Below are 18,911 nucleotides of genomic sequence, written 5' to 3'. Positions count from 1 at the left end.
CCGCAGCAGCAACCGCGCGGTCCACCGACAGTAGGAGAGCCCCGTGTCCCACCCCACAACCCGAGACCCCCGCCCCCGCCTCCGCCCCCGCGCCCGGCTGGCGGGGCTGGCGCTCGCCGTCTCCGCGATATCCGTGTGCAGCCTCCCGCTGTTCGCCGCGCCGGCGAGCGCCGCGCAGGCGGACGTGGTCGAGCAGATGATCACGATCCAGGACCACCAGAACCACCACTCGCTGGCCAGCGCCGACGGCGAGGCCTCCCGGATCATCGCCCGCAACTACCAGAACGCCTCCACCTCGTTCTGGATCTCCAACAAGCCGGGCGGCCGGGTGGACTTCGCCCGCAACGTCAACGGCACCGAGCGCGTGCTGGAGATGGACCTCAACGACGGCCGGTCCACCCAGTTCATCCACTGGTGGGCGGGCGACAACCAGCAGTGGACCCTGGAGTCCGCCGCCGAGGGCGGCACCTACATCCACAACGCCCGCGACAACCGCTGCCTGACCTACCACGGCCTCGACCGGGAGGTCACCGTCGAGAACTGTGACGGCAGCATGTCCCAGCGGTTCGACCTGAGCGGGCCGGGCACGGGCACGGGCACCTCCGTCGAGCAGCGCTTCCTCGACCGGCTCAACGCCGTGCGCGCCCAGAACGGCAAGCCGGCGGTACGCCTCAACCAGACGCTCGCCCAGGCCGCCAAGTGCAACGCCGACCAGATGGACCAGCGCCACGTGTCGGGCCACTTCTGCGACTCGGCGAACATCGCGCGGGGCCTCGGCTACACGTGGAGGGGGTTCGGTGAGATCGCGTTCTACGGACCCACCGACATCGACGCCGCCGTCGACGGCTGGATCAGGTCTTCCGGCCACCTGGCCATCATGCTCGGCGACTACACCGAGGTCGGGCTGGCCCGCACGGGCACGGCCTCCTGGAACGCCGACTTCGCCTCCCGCTGACCGCCGGGACCGCCCCGCCGGGACCGGCGGGGCGGTCCGACGTCTCCCTGCATCTCTGCTGTGACCCGATCGGGGGACGTCCAGCGACGGCAGCAGCCCGCTCCCCCGCGCGCCCGGCTCACGGTCGTGCAGGGCAGCGACCACTGGCCCGGCCAAGCCCACCACTGCCGCTGGGAGTTCCTCAGACCTGGCCCGGCTCGCGTCCGGAGGCCAGGGCCTCCCGTTCGTCGGCGGTGGTCTCGGCCTGCACGCCCGGACGCAGCCCGATCATCGCCACCACGGCGGCCACGGCCATGATGGCCGCCATCCAGTAGAGGACCGTCTGGGTGGCGTGGGCGAAGTCGACCCGGAAGAACTGCGGGATGGTCGCGGTGCTCCCGCTCGCGCTGCTCTGTGCCTGGACCTGGGAGAGGTGGGTGGCCTCGGCGGCCGCCTGCGCATGTGGCAGGCCCTGGGCGACCAGGGAGTCGGTCAGCCGGGTCCGCAGGTCGGTGACCAGGACGGTGCCCAGCACGGCCAGTCCCAGGCTCGCGGCGTAGTTGCGGACCGTCTGGGTGATGCCGGTCGCCTCGCCGTAGGACAGCCGCGAGGCGCGGTTGACCGCGTCCGTGCTGGCGGGGCTGAGCATGAAGCCCATGCCCGCTCCGGCCAGCACGATGTCCCACTGCTGCGTGCTGAAGCTCAGCGTGGTCGCGTCGCCCGCCCACAGGTAGAACCCGACCGCGGCCAGGACGCACCCGATCACCACCGGCCGCTTCGCGCCGCCCCGGTCGAGCATCCGGCCGCCGATCTGCGAGGCGATCACGAACCCGATGAAGAAGTAGAGCAGGAAGACACCGGCACCCGAGGAGGAGTCACCCAGCGCGATCTGCGCATACTCGCTGGAGAAGAAGAACACCGGGACGAAGACCAGCATCGAGATGCCGAGCACCAGGTTCTGCACGGAGAACGCGCGGATCCGGAAGATGTCCACCTGGATCAGCGGCGAGACGGTGCGCTTCTCGACGATCACGAAGCCGACCAGCAGCAGGACACCGGCCACGATGCAGAGCCAGATCGCCGGGTTCGACCAGCCCCAGACCTGCGACTGCTGGAACCCGAAGACGCTCAGCCCGACACCGCCGGCGATCAGGGCCAGGCCCCGGTAGTCCATGGGCGCGGGCCGGCTCTCCGTCACCGGCTTGGAGATCGCGGTCAGCACCAGCGCGATCGCCGCCACCGGCAGGTTCACCCAGAAGATGGCCCGCCAGGTCCATTCGGTCAGGTAGCCGCCGAGGACCGGTCCGATCGCGGTCAGACCGCCCGCGATGCCGAAGAACAGGGCCAGCGCCCGCCCCCGCTCACGCAGCGCGAAGTTCTGCACCACGATCGCCAGCGCCGCCGGGAACATGATGGCGCCGCCGAAGCCCTGGACGGCACGGAAGGCGACCAGCCACGCCTCGGCCAGACTCCCGGTGGGTGTGAAGCCGCAGCAGGCCGAGGCGCCCGCGAAGACCAGCACCCCGAGCACCACCGTCCTGCGGTGACCGACGGTGTCGGCGAGCCGACCGCCGAAGGCGAAGAACGCCGCCAGGGTGAGCAGGTAGGCGTTGATCACCCACTGCACCCCCGTGCTGGTCAGTTTCAACTCCTGCTGGATGTTCGGTACGGCGATCGAGACGATGGTCTGGTCGATGAAGGTCATCGCAACGGCGAAGATCATCGCTGCCAGTACCAGGTAGCGCGTGGATCCGCCGGCGGGAGCAGTGCTCACGGTTGGCTCTTCCCTCCGGGGTGCGTCCGCGCGTCGGCTGCTGGCGGAATCACCTGTGGGGCGGGCCCGTTCCTGGAGAAGGGGGCCCGGTTCCTGCCGCTCGTTCGGCAGGCTCCCATGCTAGCGAGCGACCCCGGGCGACGCCTGACGGAGCACCCGACCATCACACCACCGGGCGTTCGCACGGCGGGCCGACCGTCAGGACCCACCTGCCCGCGGACGGCTGCCGCCGCCCGCTGCCCTGCCACCGCACACCCGACCGGGCCGCCGACGCGCCCGCGTTCACCCTGACCTGCTTCACACGGCGGGGGTCGCCCGCCTCCGTCCCGCCCTGTGATCACCACGTGAGCACGACACGAGCACGACGTGAGCGCGACGCCGACCAGGCGATTCGCGTGGCCTCGAAGGCCCGCCGCCGCGCGCGTACGGTGGATGTACGGCCGGACGGGTAGCCGGTGGCAGGCGCTGCTGGCTGCCACCGCGGGTGACCGCACGCCGCCACGCGGTGCCCTGCTCCCCATACAGGAGGGATAGGCCATGCCCGAGCACAGGATCGGCACGCAGGAGGAGTTCGAGGCGGCCCGAGCGGAACTGCTGGCAGAGGAGAAGAAGCTCACCCGCCGAAGTGACGAGCTCGCGCGGAAGCGGCGGGAGCTTCCCTGGGTGCCGGTCGAGAAGGACTACGGCTTCGAGACCGAGGGCGGCACCAAGTCGCTCGCGGACCTCTTCGGCGGGCGCTCGCAGCTGCTTGTCTACCACTTCATGTTCGGCCCGCCGTACGAGGCCGGCTGCCCGGTCTGCTCCTCGATCGCGGACACCCTCAACCCCAGCGCGGTCCACCTGAAAGCCCGCGACGTGACGCTGATCTGCTCCTCGCGGGCGCCGATCGACAAGCTCCTCGCCTACCGGGAGCGGATGGGCTGGAGCTTCGACTGGGTCTCCACCGCCGGCAGCGACTTCCACCGCGACCTCGGCTTCCAGTACACCGAGGAGGAGCTGAGGCCGTTCCTCGACGGTGACATCCCTCCGACCGTCCGGCAGATGGCGGAGGCCTGCGGCACCGACGTGCCCGGGTACGTCACCGAGGGGCCCGGACTGAGCGCCTACGCGCTCTCGGACGGCACCGTCCACCGGACGTACGTCACCACTGCGCGCGGCCTTGAGCCCGCCATGGCCTACTACGGCCTCCTCGACCGGACGCCGATGGGCCGACACGAGGAGGGCGAGGAGACCCACTGGCTGCGCCGCCACGACGAGTACGGGAAAGCCTGAGGATTCGACCGATCCGGGCAGTTCACGCGTTGTGATGGCTGCCCCTGCGTCACGCGACGCCGACGGCGTGCCGAGGATCGGACGGCCCGCCCCATGCGCCGCCAGGAGGAGCCCCGGCCCCGTCCGCTGCCACCGCCACGTCGGACTGCCCGCCGAGCGGCGCCCGGTCGGGCGTATCAGCCGAGGAACCGCACGGTGGTCGACACGAACCGCCGGTGCGCAGGGAGGCCCCCGAGGTCGCCGAGGTAGACGGAATCCCGCATCGGTCCGCCGGGCAGGCAGACCACGGGGGCGCCGGCGCCCTCCCCGAGGACACGGTAGGCGAGCTCGGTGCCGTCAGGCGCAATGAGAGTAGGCATGGTGTGATCCCAGCAGGTGTGCGGTGTCATCGTGGAGTTGAGGCGGTCCGGAGCGCCGGAGAGGCCACCCGCAGGCACGCCTTCGCCAATGGGGCGGCTGCGCCTGCCGATCCGGCCGGCCCGGCCGCTCGCGTGGGCCGGCCGGCTACGTGGGCCCGGCCGGCTGCGGACAGCGGGCCGAGCGCGTGTACTCGACCATCGGTGGCAACGGCCCACGGCCGGGCTCCGTGAGCCGCTGCGCACGATCTCCCCGGGACGGCGTCGGTCTACGGCCTACGGTCTACGCCCCGGAACCCGGAGTGGGCAGCAGCCCGTCAACCGCGAAGTGCGGCGATCTCGGCTTCGGGGGCCAGCCCCAGGATCGGGCGGTCGGGACGCTGCGGCGAGACTCCGCCCAGTTCCTTCAGCCACGCCCAGGTATCGGCGACGGTCTCGGCGACCGGCCGGCAGCGCAGCCCGTCCGCGAACGCCTTGGATGTCTCGGCGCCGTACAGGAACTCGTGCAGCTCGCCTGGCGGTGCCCAGATCGGCAGCTCCGTCCACGGTGCGATTCCGGCGGCGGCGATCCGCTCGGGGTCGGTCCAGCGCAGCTCCGCATCCGATCCGGTCGCGGCCACGCACGCCTCCAGAAGCTCACCCATGGTGGCGTGACCGCGCCGGCTCACCAGGTTGTACGGGCCGGACAGCCCGCGCACGGCGGCGTCCAGGGCCCAGATCGCAAGGTCACGCGTGTCGACGTACTGGAGTGGCAGGTCGCGCGGGCCGGGGGCGAGCACGGGGCCGCCGCGGGCGATCCGGTCCAGCCACCAGGTGAGCCTGCCGACGTCCTCGCCCGGGCCGAGGATGAGGCCGGCGCGCAGCAGCAGCGAACGGTCCTCGCCGAACGCGCCGGTGACGGCGAGCTCCCCTCCGCGCTTGGCCTGCGGATAGGGGACATCGCCGTCGTCGGGCGAGCCGTCCAGTAGGACGCCGTTCTCGGCGGCACTGTGGTCGACCGGGTCGGCGTACACGGATCCGCTGGAGACGTACACGTACCGGCCGACGCGCTTCGCGAGCACGTCCGCCGCGTCGCGTACGGCCGAGGGCCGCGCGGACCAGGTGTCCACGACGAGGTCCCACTCGGCGGCACCGAGCGCGGCCAGTCCGTCGGGGGCGGTCCGGTCGCCCTGGAGGACGGTGGCGCCGGACGGCGGTCGGCGGTTGCCACGATGGAGAAGGGTCACGTCCCAGTCCCGGGACAGGGCCTCGTTGACGATGGCGCGTCCGACGAAGCCGGATCCACCGAGCATGAGAAGTCGCATGCCAACCACTGTCCTCACCGATGTGCCGGTTGGTCCACCCCCATCCGCCATCAGCGGAATCGCCGTCAGCTGAATCCGAACCGGCAGTGCCCGGAAGGGCGTTCTCCCGCCCGTCTTCCAGGTCGCCCTGCAGTGGGCCGGTGGGCCGCAGTGGGAGGAGATGCCGGATCGCGCCGTCGACCACCCCGATCGGCCCCAACAGCCGCACGTCATCTACGTCGTCGCGGGACTCATCTTGTTCCTCCCGACGGTGAGCGCACCGGTCGGCCACCGTTTGCGCGCCGCACCGCAGGCAGCCAGGGGAAGCCGCCCACAACACGTCCCGATCCGGTCGGCCGGTCCCTGGCGATCGCGCCCCCCGCGCGGTCACCGGGCGAGGAGACGGACATGCTTCCACGGCATTCCCGAACCGCTCGGACACCCGCCGGATCGCAGGGGCAGAAACGGCCCGAACGCCTATGGCCGCGCGATGGGATCGCACTGCGAATACCGCCCGGCGGAAACAACAAAAAGGCCGCCTCCGCATCTCTGCGAAAACGGCCCACGCCCTGAATAAACGCTGATCTGAACAACAGGATTTGCACCTGCGCCCCCGCCACCTCCGCGGTCCCCTTATGCCCCGGCCTGAAGGCTGGGCTGGGATTTAGCGACCACGAGTCGCAGAATCAGGGCTCCTGCTCCGCTGATCTGCATATTTCAACTCCTCGCGATCGTCCTACCGGTAAGTCCTCCGGCACTTTCCAGGTTACTCCGGAAAAGCCCGTAACAGGGCCCGTCGGGTGGACGAATACCGTCGCGTGGGTTCCCCGCCGCGGCTGCCCGTCCGATCGAGCCGCCCGGGACCGTACCGACCGTCATGCGGGTCGCCCGGCTGCACCGTCCCCCAACGGTCGTCGTACAGGAACCGCCGATCGCGGAGTCGGGCCCGGCGTCCTGCGGGAAGGCGCGCTTGCCACCGACGCCGGCCGTGCGCTGGTGCCCGGGCTCGAACGGGCGCAGGCTGAGAAGCACGGGTTACCAACCTCTGGTCAGGCCCGCTCGGACCAGCGTCCTGGGGGCGGCCGAGCAGGGATCGGCAGCGGTGCACGGTGATCCGCGCACGTGGCAATCGAGCGGGGCACCCGAGACATCCCGGCCCTCGCTGCGCAGAGACCGTACCTCCCCGCCCGCCGAATCGCCGGAGGTTCCCGATGACCGATACTCCTGCCTCCCGCCCGACCCACCCGATCGTGGTCGGCACGGACGGGTCAGCCCCAGCCCGGCAAGCCGTGATCTTCGCGCTCCGCGAGGCGCAGCTGCGTGGCACCGGTCTTCGGGCCGCCTGTGCATTCGAGTACACCCCGACCCAGTACTCGGGCTTCGAGCGGACGGCCGGCTCCGGCCCCGACGGCGGTCCCATCCCGCAGCAGCGCGATCTCGTCATGCAGTCCGTGGCCGACTCCGTCAGGGAACTGCAGCTACAGCTCGGCGGCCCGCCGGTGGAAGTGGAGATCGTGTGTGAACGCGGACGTCCGGCGCAGGTCCTCCTCGAGGCAAGCAGGGACGCCTGCCTTCTCGTTGTCGGTTCCCGAGGATCGGGTGCCTGGGGACGCCTCACCCTCGGGTCGACCAGTACCGAGGTCGTCCACCACGCCCGCCTCCCGGTCGTCGTCGTCCCGATGGACGACGACACCGCATCCCCCTGAACGCCTCATCGGCGGTCCGGGCGGGGTGTCCGGGCCGGCTGTCCCGGACACCCCGGGCCGCCCTGTCGACAAGCAGGACCCGATCGCGACCATCCCACCGCTTCGGGTACCAGCACGGTCGGACCCGTCCTCAGTCGGCCTCAACCGGGGACGGCGGCTGCTCGTCGGCCGCGGTGGCGGTGTGGATCGGGCCGTCGGTCCGGGTGAGCGGCCGACCGGTGCCGCCCCAGCGGGCGGCGATGATCTCGGCGGCGACGGAGACTGCCGTCTCCTGCGGCGTGCGGGCACCGAGGTCGAGCCCGGCGGGGGCCGCCATCCGAGCCAACTCCCCTTCTTCCAGGCCGGCTTCACGCAGACGGGCCAGCCGGTCGCGGTGGGTTCGGCGCGAGCCGAGCGCGCCGATGTACGCCAGTTGCGGCAACCGCAGCGCGGTAGCCAGCAGCGGCACGTCGAACTTGTGGTCATGGGTGAGGACGGCCACCACCGTACGGCCGTCGATCCGACCCTCCGCGGCTTCCTCGGCCAGGTACTGGTGCGGCCATCGCACCACGACCTCGTCCGCGTGCGGAAAGCGGGAGGCGGTGGCGAACACCTCCCGCGCGTCGCACACCGTGACGCGGTAGCCGAGGAAGGACCCCAACTCGGCGACCGCGGCGGCGAAGTCGATCGCACCGAACACCAGCATGCGCGGCGGTGGGACGAACGACCCTACGAACACGGACAGTTCGCCGAGCTCGGCGAACTCCTCACCGTTCAGGCAGCGGCCCGCGGCGTCATAGTGGCGCAGCGCCGTCGTGCCGTGTTCGAGCAGGCCGCGGACGTCCAGCCCCACCGCGCGGTCCAGCACGGCGGAGCCGAGGGTGCCGCAGGCGCGGTCCGGCCAGACGACCAGGCGGCTCCCGAGCGCGCCCGGGCCGTCGCCCGGGCCGGTCACCACGGTGGCCACCGCGACGGGCTCGCCTGCGCTCAACGACGTCACCACGTCCGGCAGTTCGGGGAAGGTCCGGCTGGACACGGGTTCGACGAAGATCTGGATCGTGCCGCCACAGGTCAGCCCCACCTCGAAGGCGTCGCCGTCGCTCACCCCGTACGACCGCAGCACCGGGCGTCCCGAGATCCGGGCCTCCTCGGCCTCTTCGTACACCGCGCCCTCGACGCAGCCACCCGAGACGCTGCCGACCACCGTGCCGGAGGCCGAAACCGCCATCGCCGCACCCGGCCGGCGGGGGGCGCTCCGGAAGGTGCTGACCACGGTGGCGAGCCCGAAGCTCTCGCCCGCGCGGTACCACGGGTACACCTCGTCCAGGATGTCACGCACGGTGTCCCCCTTGCGAACGCCGGCAGGCCCCACGCAGCCGACGCGCGACCCCGAGCAGGACCAACCCGGCGAGGACGATCGGCAGCAAGCGCTTGGCCACCGGTCCGCGGGCCACAGCGAGCAGGTCCAGCGGCTCGCCCTCCAACGGGGCGGCCTGCGGCTCCCCCACGGGTGCCGCCGGCCCGGCGGCGGGTTCGGCGGCGGACGGCCCGGCGGCGGCTTCGGCGGCCGGCTGCGTGGCCGGCGCGGCCTCGCCCCCGGTCTCGTACTCGGCGGCCAGCCGCTCCTCCAGGCAGGCCGTGAACTGGCCCAGCAGCTTCCGGCTGATGTCCGTCATGACGCCCTTGCCGAACTGGGCCACCTTCCCGGTGATGCTGAGCCGGGTCTCGACGGTCACCCGGGTGCCGTCGCCGTCCGGGACCAGCCGTGCGGTGATGTGCGCGTCGGCATTGCCCTGGCCGTGCGTGTCGCGTCCGGAGGCGGTGAGCCGCACGGTGTGGTTCGCCTCGTCCAACTCGTCGAACGCGGCGGTGCCCCGGTACTGCACGGTCACCGCGCCGACCCGCACCTTGACCGTGCCGTGGAACCGGTCGCCGTCGACCTCGGTGAGCTGCGCCCCCGGCATGCACGGCGCGATCCGCTCGACGTCGGTGAAGAGCTCCCAGGCCGCTTCGATCGGCAGGCTCACGCGGAACTCGTTGGTGAACTCCATGTGGACGGGCCTCCTTGCCCGGATCTGCCCGGTTCCCCGAATTCCGGCCGTCGACGTACGTTCCAACGACGACCGACCACCCGGCGATTCCCGCCGGAGCCGTCTCCGGTCAGCTCCACAGGCTCACCCGGACGGTCGGCCGATAGTGGTCCACCGGCACGCCGGTGGCCCGTGCCAGCAGGCTCTGCACGGCGGCGGGCGTGGTCACGAACCGGAACAGCGCGGACGCGGCCGGTGAGCGCCGGTCGCCGTGCAGCGCGGCGGCTCGCAGCACGCCGTTGACCGGGGTGCCGGGCACGGCGACCACGGTGAGGGTGCCGTGGCGCAGCTCGTCGCGGACGAGGTGGAGCACGGCGAGCGAGAGCCCGTCGCCGGCGACGGCCGCGCCCAGCGCCGCGCTGGCGCTGGGGAAGATCGACGCGTCGGCGTCGCCGACGCCGTGCCGCGTCAGGAAGGCGCCGCCGGGCGTCCCGGGGTCGAGCCCGCCCGGGCCGAGCAGCCAGTGCTCCCGGGACAGCCGGTCGATCGGCAGGTGCAGCCGGGCTGCACCGATGTGGTCCAGCCGGGCGCCGGCGTGGTGCGGCGAGGCAACCACCACGAGCTGGATACGGAGGAACGGGATGTGTTCGAGAGTGTCCGGCCTCGGCGGTGCGGCGACCGCTCCGGGCTCGGCGGCGGCCGGGCTGATCGCGACGTCCGCGCGCCGGTCCAACAGCAGCTCGCCGAGCGCGGTGGACGGCACCGCGAGGGTGGTGGTCTCCACGCCCGGGTGCCGCCGGACGAAGGCCTCCAGCAGCGGCGGAACGATCTGCTCGGCGGTCGTCTCGGTGGCGGCGACCCGCAGGGAGGAGCTGTCCGCGCCGGCCTGCCGGACCTGCCGACGGGTCTCCTCGGCCAGGCCCACGATCTCGGCCGCGCCCGCGGCCAGCCGCCGCCCGCCGGCCGTCAGGGTGATCCCGCCCGCCGCCCGGACGAAGAGCCGGTCGCCGAGCTCGCGGCGCAGCACGGCGACCGCGCCCGAGACCGCGGGCTCGCTGACCCCGAGGGAGATCGCCGCGGCCTTGACCGAGCCGAGCCGGGCCACCGCGACGAACGCCCTGAGCTGTGTGAGGGTCATCGCCGCCTCCCGCGATAGCAGGCCACCCCCGTGTGTCAGCCGTGGACGGCTCTTAAGCATTCCCTTCAGTCGCCGTTGACCCGGGTGGCCGCCGGGGCGACAGTGCGCTCGTGCGGTGTCCGGTCCTTGCCGCGGGCCCGCCGTCACCAGTGGCACTGCACCAGGAGGCCGTCGTGCAGGTTCCCGCATCATTCGAGTACCGGCGGGCAGAGAGCGTGGACGACGCTCTCGCCCTGCTGGAGCGGTTCGGTGAGGAGGCCAGGGTCATCGCCGGCGGGCACAGTCTGCTGCCGATGATGAAGCTGCGCCTGGCCCGTCCGGGGCTTCTGGTCGACATCAACGACCTGCGTGAACTGGACTACGTGCGGCAGGAGGGCGCGGAGCTGTGCATCGGCGCGCTCACCCGCCACCGCGGCCTGCTGGAGTCCGAGCTGGTCGGCCGGCTCCTCCCGATCTTCCACGACGCCGAACGGGTGATCGCCGACCCGCCGGTGCGCAACCGGGGCACCATCGGCGGCTCGCTCTGCCAGGCCGACCCGGCGGAGGACCTGTCGGCGGTCTGCGCGGCGGTCCGGGCAGTGGCGGTGGTGCTCGGCCACGGAGGGCGGCGCTCGGTGCCGATGGCGGACTTCTACCAAGGGCCGTACGAGACGGACGTGGGGCTCGGCGAGATGCTGGTCGAGATCCGCGTGCCGATCCTGCCGAACGCCGGCAGCGCCTACGAGAAGGTGGAGCGCAAGACCGGGGACTGGGCCATCGCGGCGGCCGGCACCGCCCTGTCGCTGGCGGACGGGCGGATCGGGACGGCCGGCGTCGGGCTCGCGGCGGTCGGCGTGTCGGCCGTCGGCTACCGGCGCGCCGAGGAGAGCCTGGTCGGCCGCGAGCCGTCCGAGGAGGCGTTCGCCGAGGCCGGCCGGATCGCCGCCGAGGACTGCGATCCGGTCACCGACACCCGCGGCACCGCCGCCTACAAGCGGCACCTGGCCGGCGAGCTCACCGAACGCGCGCTTCGCCGGGCCGCCGAACGGGCCCGGCAGGCCGCGACCACGGCCTGAACGGACGGAATGGACCGGAAAGGACCTGAACGGACCGGAAAGGACGCTCACGATGCAGGTCACCATCAATGTCAACGGCGAGGACCGCACGGCCGAGGTGGAGGCCCGGCACCTGCTGGTCCGCTTCCTTCGCGACGACCTGGGCCTCACCGGCACCCACTGGGGCTGCGACACCAGTAACTGCGGTACCTGCGTCGTGCTGTTCGACGGCGAGCCGGTCAAGAGCTGCACGATGCTGGCGGCCATGGCGGCCGGACACCGGGTGCGCACCGTGGAGAGCCTGGAGACCGCGGACGGCCTCGACCCGGTCCAGCAGGGGTTCATCGAGCAGCACGGGTTGCAGTGCGGATTCTGCACGCCGGGCATGATGATGACCGCCCGCGCGCTCCTGGACCGCAATCCGGACCCCACCGACCAGGAGATCCGCGAGGCGATCTCCGGCCAACTGTGCCGTTGCACCGGCTACTTGAACATCGTCCGCGCGGTCCGGTGGGCCGCGCACCACCCGGCGGAGGCCACCGTCGCCGCCGATGCGAGCGCGGGGAGCACGCCATGACCGCCGTTCAGGAAACCGGGTCGGCGCCCGCGGAGGAGCGCCCGATCGGCTACGGGCGGCTGAAGCGCAAGGAGGACCCGCGGTTCGTCCGCGGCAAGGGACACTACGTGGACGACGTGCAACTGCCCGGCATGCTGCACGGCGCCGTGCTGCGCAGCCCGCTGGCGCACGCCCGGATCGTGTCCGTCGACACCTCCGCGGCCGAGTCGCACCCCAAGGTCCGGGCGGTGATCACCGGTGCCACCCTGGAGGGGCTGGGCCTGGCCTGGATGCCCACCCTGTCGATGGACACCCAGGCGGTGCTGGCCACCGACAAGGTGCGCTTCCAGGGCCAGGAGGTGGCGTTCGTCGTCGCCGACGACCACTACGCGGCACGCGACGCCATCGAGCTGATCGACGTCGAGTACGAGCCGCTGCCCCCGGTGGTCGACGCGCGGCACGCGCTGGACGCCGACACCCCGGTGATCCGGGACGACCAGGAGGGCCGTACCGACAACCGCATCTTCGACTGGGAGGCGGGCGACAAGGCGGCCACCGACGAGGTGTTCGCGCGCGCCGAGCTGGTCGTCGCCCAGAACATGCTCTACCCGCGCGTGCACCCGGCCCCTCTGGAGACCTGCGGCTGCGTGGCCGACATGGACCCGGTCGACGGCAAACTCACCCTCTGGTCCACCACCCAGGCGCCGCACGCCCACCGCACCCTGTACGCGATGGTCGCCGGGCTGCCCGAGCACAAGATCCGGGTGATCTCCCCGGACATCGGCGGCGGCTTCGGCAATAAGGTCCCCATCTACCCCGGCTACGTGTGCGCGGTCGTGGGCTCGATCCTCACCAAGAAGCCGGTCAAGTGGGTCGAGGACCGCTCCGAGAACCTGATGAGCACCGGCTTCGCCCGCGACTACCACATGAACGGCGAGATCGCGGCGACCCGCGAGGGCCGGATCCTCGGCGTCCGGGTCACGGTGATCGCCGACCACGGCGCGTTCAACGGGACCGCCCAGCCCAGCAAGTTCCCGGCCGGCTTCTTCCACGTCTTCAGCGGCTCGTACGACATCGAGGCCGCCCACTGCGCCGTCACCGGCGTCTACACCAACAAGGCGCCCGGCGGCGTCGCCTACGCCTGCTCGTTCCGGGTCACCGAGGCGGCGTTCCTGATCGAGCGGCTGGTGGACTGCCTGGCGGACGAACTGCACACCGACCCGGCCGAGTTGCGGATGAAGAACCTGATCCGGCCCGAGCAGTTCCCGTACCCGAGCAAGACCGGCTGGGAGTACGACTCGGGCGACTACCCGGCCACCCTGCGCAAAACGCTGGATCTGGCCGGCTACGACGCGCTGCGCCGCGAGCAGGCCGAGCGCCGCGCGCGCGGCGAACTGATGGGCATCGGGCTGTCGTTCTTCACCGAGACGGTCGGCGCCGGGCCCCGCAAGCACATGGACATCCTCGGCCTCGGCATGGCCGACGGCTGCGAGCTGCGGGTGCACCCGACCGGCAAGGCGGTGGTGCGGCTCAGCGTCCAGAGCCAGGGCCAGGGGCACGAGACGACGTTCGCCCAGATCGTCGCCGAGGAGCTCGGCATCCCGCCGGAGGACATCGAGGTGGTGCACGGCGACACCGACCAGACGCCGTTCGGACTCGGCACCTACGGCAGCCGCTCCACTCCGGTCTCGGGCGCCGCGGCGGCGGTGGTGGCCCGCAAGGTCCGCGACAAGGCACGGATCATCGCCGGCGCCATGATGGAGGTCTCCCCCGAAGACCTGGAGTGGGAGAAGGGCCGCTGGTTCGTCAGGGGCGACCCGACGGCCGCGAAGACGATCCAGGAGATCGCGCTCGCCGCGCACGGCGTGCTGGAACTGCCCGAGGGCGTGGAGGGCCATCTGGAGGCCACCACGGTCTACAACCCGCCCAACCTCACCTTCCCGTACGGCGCGTACCTCTGCGTGGTGGACGTCGACCCGGGCACCGGCGTGGTGAAGGTGCGCCGCTTCGTCGCGGTCGACGACTGCGGCACCCGGATCAACCCGATGATCATCGAAGGGCAGGTGCACGGCGGCCTCGCCGACGGCGTCGGCATGGCGCTGAGCGAGATCATCAGCTTCGACGAGGACGGCAACTGCCTGTCCGGCTCCTTCATGGACTACCTCGTGCCGACCGCACTGGAAGTGCCGGCCTGGGAGCTCGGCTACACCGTCACACCGTCCCCGCACCACCCGATCGGAGCCAAGGGCGTCGGCGAGTCCGCGACGGTCGGCTCGCCCGCAGCGGTCGTCAACGCGGTCATGGACGCCATCGGCGTCCGGCACGCCGACATGCCGCTGACCCCCGGGCGGGTGTGGCTGGCGATGCACGGAGGTGTGGAGGCGCCGCAGTGAGCGGGCGGAGCGGGGCCGGCGATCAGAAGGCGTCTGCGCGCGAAGCACCTGCCGGGTTCTGCGAGGCGGCCGCATGAGTGCCGGCCTGGCGGTCGAGCAGCGGATGGCCGAGCTGGCGCGCAGTCGGGTGCCGTTCGTCAAGGCCACCGTGGTGCGCGCGCTGCACCCGACCAGCGCGCAGCCGGGAGACACCGCGCTGGTCCTGGAGGACGGCCGGATCGAGGGCTTCGTCGGCGGGGTCTGCGCCGAGGCGACCGTCCGTGTGCAGGCGCTGCGGCTGCTGCGCACCGGTGAGTCACTGCTGCTGCGGATCTCGCCCGGCGCTCCCGCGCAGCCGCAGGAGGAAGGCGAGGCGGGCACCCTTGTGGTCGCCAACCCGTGCCTGTCCGGAGGCGAGTTGGAGGTCTTCCTGGAGCCGCTGCGTCCCGATCCGGTGGTGCTCGTGCTCGGCGACACCCCCATCGGCCGGAGCCTGGTCGCACTCGGCGCCGGGCTCGAGTACGACATCCGGACCGCCGCCGAGGAGGTCACCGCGGAGGAACTCGCCGACGTGGCGGCCGTGGTGATCGCCTCCCACGGACGACAGGAGGAGGGGCTGCTGACCCGTGCCGCGCGGGCCGACGTGCCGTACGTCGCGCTGGTCGCGAGCCGCCGTCGCGGCGCCACCGTGCTCGGCGGCCTCGACCTCAGCGCAGAGCAGCGGGACCGGATCCACACGCCGGCCGGGCTGTGGATCGGCGCCCGCACGCCCGGCGAGATCGCCGTGTCGATCCTGGCCGAGCTGGTGGCCTCGCGGCACGCCCTGTCGGTACACACCGAGGAGACGACCGCCGAACCGGCTCCGCCGTCCGCCGAACCGCGGACCGCGCTCGACCCGGTCTGCGGCATGACGGTCGCCGTCGTCGCCGACACCCCGTACTCGGACGCCCGCGGGCACCGGCACTGGTTCTGCTCGACCGGCTGCCGCGACCGCTTCGAGGCCGAGACCGCCCAGCCCGCGGAGGCGCTGTGACCGGGGCCGCCACACCCGCGACGACCGAGTCGGCCCGGGCGGCGGTCGCGCGGGCCGTACCGGACCCGCCGACCCTGCACGCCTCGCTGGACTCCCTCGGCTACCTCGCCGACCCGGGCCTGACCACCGCGCTCTACCTCGCGTTGCGCCTGCCCCAGCCGTTGCTGCTGGAGGGCGAACCCGGCGTCGGCAAGACCGAGGCCGCCCGTGCCCTGGCCGGCGTCCTCGGCAGCCCGCTGATCCGGCTGCAGTGCTACGACGGACTCGACGCCGCCGAGGCGCTGTACGAGTGGAACTATCCGCGCCAGCTGCTGAGCATCCGGCTCGCCGAGAGCCGGGGCGTGGCACTGGAGGAGGCCGACCTCTTCACCGACGCCTTCCTGCTGCGCCGCCCGGTACTCGCCGCGCTGACCCACCCGGGCCCCCTGCCCGCGGTGCTGCTGATCGACGAGATCGACCGCGCCGACGACGACTTCGAGGCCTTCCTCCTGGAGGTGCTGGCCGACGCCAGTGTCACCATCCCGGAACTGGGCACCGTGCGTGCCACCGTCACACCGGTCGTCGTCCTCACCTCCAATCGCACCCGCGACCTGCACGACGCCCTCAAAAGGCGTTGCCTCTACCACTGGATCGACTACCCCGACACCGAACGGGTCGTCGAGATCGTGCGCCGCCGCGTCCCCGGGACCACGCCCTCGCTCGCGGCCGACGTGGCAGCGTCGGTACACCGGATGCGGACCCTGGAGGTCCAGAAGCCGCCCGGCATCGCCGAGAGCATCGACTGGGTCGGCGCGCTCACCCTGCTCGGCGTGGAGCGGCTCGACGACGCCGCCGCCGACCGGACCCTCGGGGTCCTCCTCAAGTACCGGGAGGACATCGACCTGGTGCGCGACCGCGGGCTCGCCTGGCTGGTCGGCAGACCCGAGAACTGATCCCCGTGGCCGCACCGCCCGCCGGGCTCCCGCCTTTCGACCGGCCCGCCTTCGCCGCCCGCTTCGGCGCCGCGCTGCACCGGGCGGGTGTCCCGGTCACGCCCGAGCGATCGGGCCGCTTCCTGGACGTACTGCACCTGCTACCGCCCGTGGACCGGCCGACGCTGTACTGGGCGGCCCGGCTGGCCTTCGTCACGGCCCATGAACAGATCGAGCCGTTCAACCGCGTCTTCGCCGCGCTCTTCGGCGGACGGGCGGACCCCGCCGACAACAGGGGGTCCCCCGACGATCCGCCGCTCCCGGGCCTCGAACCCGGACCCGGCGCACCCCCGGCCGCCTTCCCGACACCGCCCCGCCCCGCGGCCGCACCCCTGCCGAGTGGAGCGCTCCACCGGGACGCCGCCGACGAAGCGCGCGAGCGGGCGACCCGCACCGGCGCGGAGCGGTTGGTCGGCAGCACCGCCGAAGCACTCGCGCAGCAGGACTTCGGCACCTTCGGACCGGGCGAACTGGCCCAGCTGGACCGCCTGTTGGACAACCTCGCGATCAGCCTCCCGCTGCGCCGCACCCGCCGCCGGGAGGCCGACCCGCAGGGGCGCCACATCGACCTCCGCCGGAGCCTGCGGCGCAGCCTGCGAACCGGTGGGGAGACCGTCCGGCTGGCACGGTCGCACGGCCGGCTGCGCCGCCGACCGCTGGTGCTGCTGTGCGACGTCTCCGGCTCCATGGAGCCGTACACCCGCGTCTACGTGCGGTTCTTCTCCCGGCTGTGCGCACGGGCGGGGTCCGGGGTGACCGCAGAGATCTTCGTCTTCGCCACCCGGCTCACCCGTCTGACGCCGGTGCTGCGGCACACGGCTCCGGATGCCGCGCTGCGCCGGGCGAGCCGGGCCGCCCCCGACTGGTCAGGCGGCACGCTGATCGGGCGGGCCCTCGCGGAGTTCAACGACCGCTTCGGACGGCGCGGCATGGCCCGGGGAGCGGTGGTGGTGATCTTCTCCGACGGCTGGGAGGGCGAGGACCCGTCAGCCGTCGGCCGGGAGACGGCCCGGCTCAGCCGACTCGCCCATCGCGTCGTCTGGGTCAACCCCCGTAAGGCCGCGCCCGGTTACGCCCCGCTCGCCGCCGGGATCGCGGCAGCGCTCCCGCACTGCGACGCCTTCGTGAGCGGGCACAGCCTCGCCGCGATGGCGGACGTCTTCGACGCCATCGCCGACCGCGAGCCATCAGCGGCAGAGCGAACCGGGAGGACCCGGTAGGCACTCGCGACACGCCCCTGGACACACCCGTTCGCTTCGATCGGTGTGCGGGCGGGCTGCCGGGGTGGTCGACTCGGCCTGTCGGAGTTCGACCGGTGTCCAGGGAGTGCGGCATGGCGATCATGGCGGTTTTCGAGCTGTCGGGGATGACCGAGGCCCAGTACGACAAGAGCGCGGAGATGGTTGCAGGCCGTCCGGGACCGGTCAGGAGCCCGGAGGACTGGCCGGTACCTGGGCTCGTCTCGCACACCGCCGCGCCCACCGCGGACGGCTGGCTCGTCGTGGACGTGTGGGAGTCGGAGGAGGCGTTCCGGGAGTTCGGCGAGGTCATCGTTCCGATTCTGAACGAACTGGGGGTTCAGAACCCGCAGCCGAGGATCTACCCGGTTCACGTCGTGGTGACCCGATAGCCCTCCGGATCCGCGCAGGGCTGCGACCGCGTGTGCCGCCGCTGGGCGGAGGAGGAGTAGGAGGAACCGCCCGTCGGGGGTCGGGGACCGCCCTGGCACGTGCCCTCCTGACTCCCGGGCCCGGGCAGGGCGAGCCTCCGGGGACGGCGGGGCGATCGGTTCTACTGTGCGCTCCATGGGAGAACCCACGCACTCGACCCGCCTTGAGCGCATCCTCGGCGTTCAGCTTTCGGAGGACGCGGTACGGCAGTGGCCGCAGAGCGGCGAACTCATCAGGGGGAGGTCACGGATCGCCGAGGTGGAGTCCCACTTCGTCGGGCTGAGACTCGGGGTGGGGAGGCGGCACACCTGCGGCGACACCGTCGTCGTCGAGTGGAGCACCGACTACGGCGACGGCCGGGTGTACCGGAACGTCTCCATCGCCGAGCTCGAAGCCGGAAGTGCGGTCCGGGTGACCGACTACTGGGGCGAGCCGTTCACCCCACCCCCTTGGCGGGAGACGCTGGCAGAAAGCCTTGAGATGCCCGCCGACGGCACCTGGCCCACCGACGACGCCCTCACCCAGGACTGAGCCGCCGGCGCGCAGACGAGAATGCCCCGTTGCGCCTGAAGTCCCGCTACCGCCGCTCGACCTCCCGGATCCGGTCCCACGGCCGTTCGGTGCGGCCGGACTCCCCGTCTACTGTCTCGCCCGGGAACGACCCGCGCTCTACCTCGCGCTCCTTGCCCGGTGAGCGGCGATCAGGTCGCGGTACCAGGCGTACGAGGCCCGCGGGGTGCGCGTCTGCGTGTCGAAGTCGACGTGGACGAGGCCGAAGCGTTGGTGGTAGCCCTCGGCGCGTC

17 protein-coding genes and 1 pseudogene are annotated in these 18,911 nt (G+C 72.4%); 11 read left to right on the top strand and 7 right to left on the bottom strand.

Annotated features, from left to right (window positions below):
• Positions 1 to 43: 43 nt before the first annotated feature.
• A complete protein-coding gene (locus J5Y04_RS43640; RefSeq protein WP_209414928.1) occupies positions 44 to 955 on the top strand; it encodes a CAP domain-containing protein in 912 nt (303 codons plus the stop codon).
• 181 nt (positions 956 to 1,136) lie between these two features.
• Here J5Y04_RS43640 and J5Y04_RS26600 read toward each other — a convergent pair whose 3' ends face one another.
• Complete coding sequence (locus J5Y04_RS26600) at positions 1,137 to 2,708, bottom strand: MFS transporter (RefSeq protein ID WP_307853300.1); 1,572 nt, start codon at positions 2,706 to 2,708, stop codon at positions 1,137 to 1,139.
• A 537-nt stretch (positions 2,709 to 3,245) separates the two neighbouring features.
• On the opposite strand from J5Y04_RS26600, the gene J5Y04_RS26595 reads away from it, so the two are divergent.
• Positions 3,246 to 3,980, top strand: a complete 735-nt coding sequence (locus J5Y04_RS26595) for a DUF899 domain-containing protein (RefSeq protein ID WP_209414927.1) — start codon at positions 3,246 to 3,248, stop codon at positions 3,978 to 3,980.
• A gap of 176 nt (positions 3,981 to 4,156) precedes the next feature.
• Here J5Y04_RS26595 and J5Y04_RS26590 read toward each other — a convergent pair whose 3' ends face one another.
• Together J5Y04_RS26590 and J5Y04_RS26585 are read right to left on the bottom strand one after the other, a co-directional pair.
• Positions 4,157 to 4,339 carry a hypothetical protein gene (locus tag J5Y04_RS26590; protein ID WP_374106109.1) on the bottom strand — a complete coding sequence of 61 codons (183 nt, stop codon included), beginning with the start codon at positions 4,337 to 4,339 and terminating at the stop codon, positions 4,157 to 4,159.
• A gap of 314 nt (positions 4,340 to 4,653) precedes the next feature.
• Positions 4,654 to 5,640, bottom strand: a complete 987-nt coding sequence (locus tag J5Y04_RS26585) for an NAD-dependent epimerase/dehydratase family protein (RefSeq protein WP_209414926.1) — start codon at positions 5,638 to 5,640, stop codon at positions 4,654 to 4,656.
• A 1,190-nt stretch (positions 5,641 to 6,830) separates the two neighbouring features.
• On the opposite strand from J5Y04_RS26585, the gene J5Y04_RS26580 reads away from it, so the two are divergent.
• Positions 6,831 to 7,325 (top strand): universal stress protein, encoded by a 495-nt coding sequence (locus J5Y04_RS26580; protein WP_245205467.1) that lies wholly within the window; start codon positions 6,831 to 6,833, stop codon positions 7,323 to 7,325.
• Positions 7,326 to 7,455: 130 nt separating this feature from the next.
• On the opposite strand, the gene J5Y04_RS26575 is transcribed toward J5Y04_RS26580, so the two are convergent.
• The 3 genes from J5Y04_RS26575 to J5Y04_RS26565 all read right to left on the bottom strand — a co-directional run bounded on the left by J5Y04_RS26575 (position 7,456) and on the right by J5Y04_RS26565 (position 10,472).
• Positions 7,456 to 8,643: an XdhC/CoxI family protein gene (locus tag J5Y04_RS26575; protein ID WP_209414924.1), complete on the bottom strand. Its 1,188-nt coding sequence runs from the start codon at positions 8,641 to 8,643 to the stop codon at positions 7,456 to 7,458.
• The gene (locus J5Y04_RS26570; protein WP_209414923.1) at positions 8,636 to 9,355 is read right to left on the bottom strand and encodes an SRPBCC family protein; all 720 of its coding nucleotides are present in this window, start codon (positions 9,353 to 9,355) and stop codon (positions 8,636 to 8,638) included. The genes J5Y04_RS26575 and J5Y04_RS26570 overlap by 8 nt, the downstream gene beginning before the upstream one ends.
• A gap of 109 nt (positions 9,356 to 9,464) precedes the next feature.
• Positions 9,465 to 10,472, bottom strand: a complete 1,008-nt coding sequence (locus J5Y04_RS26565; protein WP_209414922.1) for a LysR family transcriptional regulator — start codon at positions 10,470 to 10,472, stop codon at positions 9,465 to 9,467.
• Positions 10,473 to 10,645: 173 nt separating this feature from the next.
• Between J5Y04_RS26565 and J5Y04_RS26560 the strand changes: the two genes are divergently transcribed.
• The 8 genes from J5Y04_RS26560 to J5Y04_RS26525 all read left to right on the top strand — a co-directional run bounded on the left by J5Y04_RS26560 (position 10,646) and on the right by J5Y04_RS26525 (position 18,639).
• Entirely contained in the window at positions 10,646 to 11,527 is an 882-nt protein-coding gene (locus J5Y04_RS26560; protein ID WP_209414921.1) for a xanthine dehydrogenase family protein subunit M, read from the top strand.
• Between the two features lie 52 nt (positions 11,528 to 11,579).
• Positions 11,580 to 12,083 carry a (2Fe-2S)-binding protein gene (locus J5Y04_RS26555; RefSeq protein WP_209414920.1) on the top strand — a complete coding sequence of 168 codons (504 nt, stop codon included), beginning with the start codon at positions 11,580 to 11,582 and terminating at the stop codon, positions 12,081 to 12,083.
• Positions 12,080 to 14,455, top strand: a complete 2,376-nt coding sequence (locus J5Y04_RS26550) for an aerobic carbon-monoxide dehydrogenase large subunit (RefSeq protein ID WP_209414919.1) — start codon at positions 12,080 to 12,082, stop codon at positions 14,453 to 14,455. The genes J5Y04_RS26555 and J5Y04_RS26550 overlap by 4 nt, the downstream gene beginning before the upstream one ends.
• 73 nt (positions 14,456 to 14,528) lie before the next feature.
• Complete coding sequence (locus J5Y04_RS26545) at positions 14,529 to 15,467, top strand: XdhC family protein (RefSeq protein WP_209414918.1); 939 nt, start codon at positions 14,529 to 14,531, stop codon at positions 15,465 to 15,467.
• Positions 15,464 to 16,399: a MoxR family ATPase gene (locus J5Y04_RS26540; protein ID WP_307853299.1), complete on the top strand. Its 936-nt coding sequence runs from the start codon at positions 15,464 to 15,466 to the stop codon at positions 16,397 to 16,399. Before J5Y04_RS26545 ends, J5Y04_RS26540 begins: the two co-directional genes overlap by 4 nt.
• 5 nt (positions 16,400 to 16,404) lie before the next feature.
• Positions 16,405 to 17,658 carry a VWA domain-containing protein gene (locus tag J5Y04_RS43635; RefSeq protein WP_209414917.1) on the top strand — a complete coding sequence of 418 codons (1,254 nt, stop codon included), beginning with the start codon at positions 16,405 to 16,407 and terminating at the stop codon, positions 17,656 to 17,658.
• 113 nt (positions 17,659 to 17,771) lie between these two features.
• Positions 17,772 to 18,068 (top strand): hypothetical protein, encoded by a 297-nt coding sequence (locus tag J5Y04_RS26530; protein ID WP_209414916.1) that lies wholly within the window; start codon positions 17,772 to 17,774, stop codon positions 18,066 to 18,068.
• 175 nt (positions 18,069 to 18,243) lie between these two features.
• Positions 18,244 to 18,639 carry a hypothetical protein gene (locus J5Y04_RS26525; protein ID WP_209414915.1) on the top strand — a complete coding sequence of 132 codons (396 nt, stop codon included), beginning with the start codon at positions 18,244 to 18,246 and terminating at the stop codon, positions 18,637 to 18,639.
• A gap of 138 nt (positions 18,640 to 18,777) precedes the next feature.
• Here J5Y04_RS26525 and J5Y04_RS44015 read toward each other — a convergent pair.
• Positions 18,778 to 18,906 (bottom strand): annotated as a pseudogene (locus J5Y04_RS44015) (family 1 glycosylhydrolase); the annotation flags it as partial.
• Positions 18,907 to 18,911 lie beyond the last annotated feature (5 nt).

The organism is Kitasatospora sp. RG8, assembly GCF_017813315.1.
Taxonomy (GTDB): domain Bacteria; phylum Actinomycetota; class Actinomycetes; order Streptomycetales; family Streptomycetaceae; genus Kitasatospora.
The sequence above is the reverse complement of the archived record's forward strand: the minus strand, read 5'-3'. Positions and strand labels throughout refer to the sequence as shown.

Excerpts from the sequence above, each read along its gene's own strand:
- J5Y04_RS26595 (WP_209414927.1), top strand. The coding sequence starts at position 3,246 with ATGCCCGAGCACAGGATCGGCACGCAGGAGGAGTTCGAGGCGGCCCGA.
- J5Y04_RS26590 (WP_374106109.1), bottom strand. The coding sequence starts at position 4,339 with ATGCCTACTCTCATTGCGCCTGACGGCACCGAGCTCGCCTACCGTGTC.
- J5Y04_RS26585 (WP_209414926.1), bottom strand. The coding sequence starts at position 5,640 with ATGCGACTTCTCATGCTCGGTGGATCCGGCTTCGTCGGACGCGCCATC.
- J5Y04_RS26580 (WP_245205467.1), top strand. The coding sequence starts at position 6,831 with ATGACCGATACTCCTGCCTCCCGCCCGACCCACCCGATCGTGGTCGGC.
- J5Y04_RS26570 (WP_209414923.1), bottom strand. The coding sequence starts at position 9,355 with ATGGAGTTCACCAACGAGTTCCGCGTGAGCCTGCCGATCGAAGCGGCC.
- J5Y04_RS26565 (WP_209414922.1), bottom strand. The coding sequence starts at position 10,472 with ATGACCCTCACACAGCTCAGGGCGTTCGTCGCGGTGGCCCGGCTCGGC.
- J5Y04_RS26555 (WP_209414920.1), top strand. The coding sequence starts at position 11,580 with ATGCAGGTCACCATCAATGTCAACGGCGAGGACCGCACGGCCGAGGTG.
- J5Y04_RS26550 (WP_209414919.1), top strand. The coding sequence starts at position 12,080 with ATGACCGCCGTTCAGGAAACCGGGTCGGCGCCCGCGGAGGAGCGCCCG.
- J5Y04_RS26545 (WP_209414918.1), top strand. The coding sequence starts at position 14,529 with ATGAGTGCCGGCCTGGCGGTCGAGCAGCGGATGGCCGAGCTGGCGCGC.
- J5Y04_RS26530 (WP_209414916.1), top strand. The coding sequence starts at position 17,772 with ATGGCGATCATGGCGGTTTTCGAGCTGTCGGGGATGACCGAGGCCCAG.
- J5Y04_RS26525 (WP_209414915.1), top strand. The coding sequence starts at position 18,244 with ATGGGAGAACCCACGCACTCGACCCGCCTTGAGCGCATCCTCGGCGTT.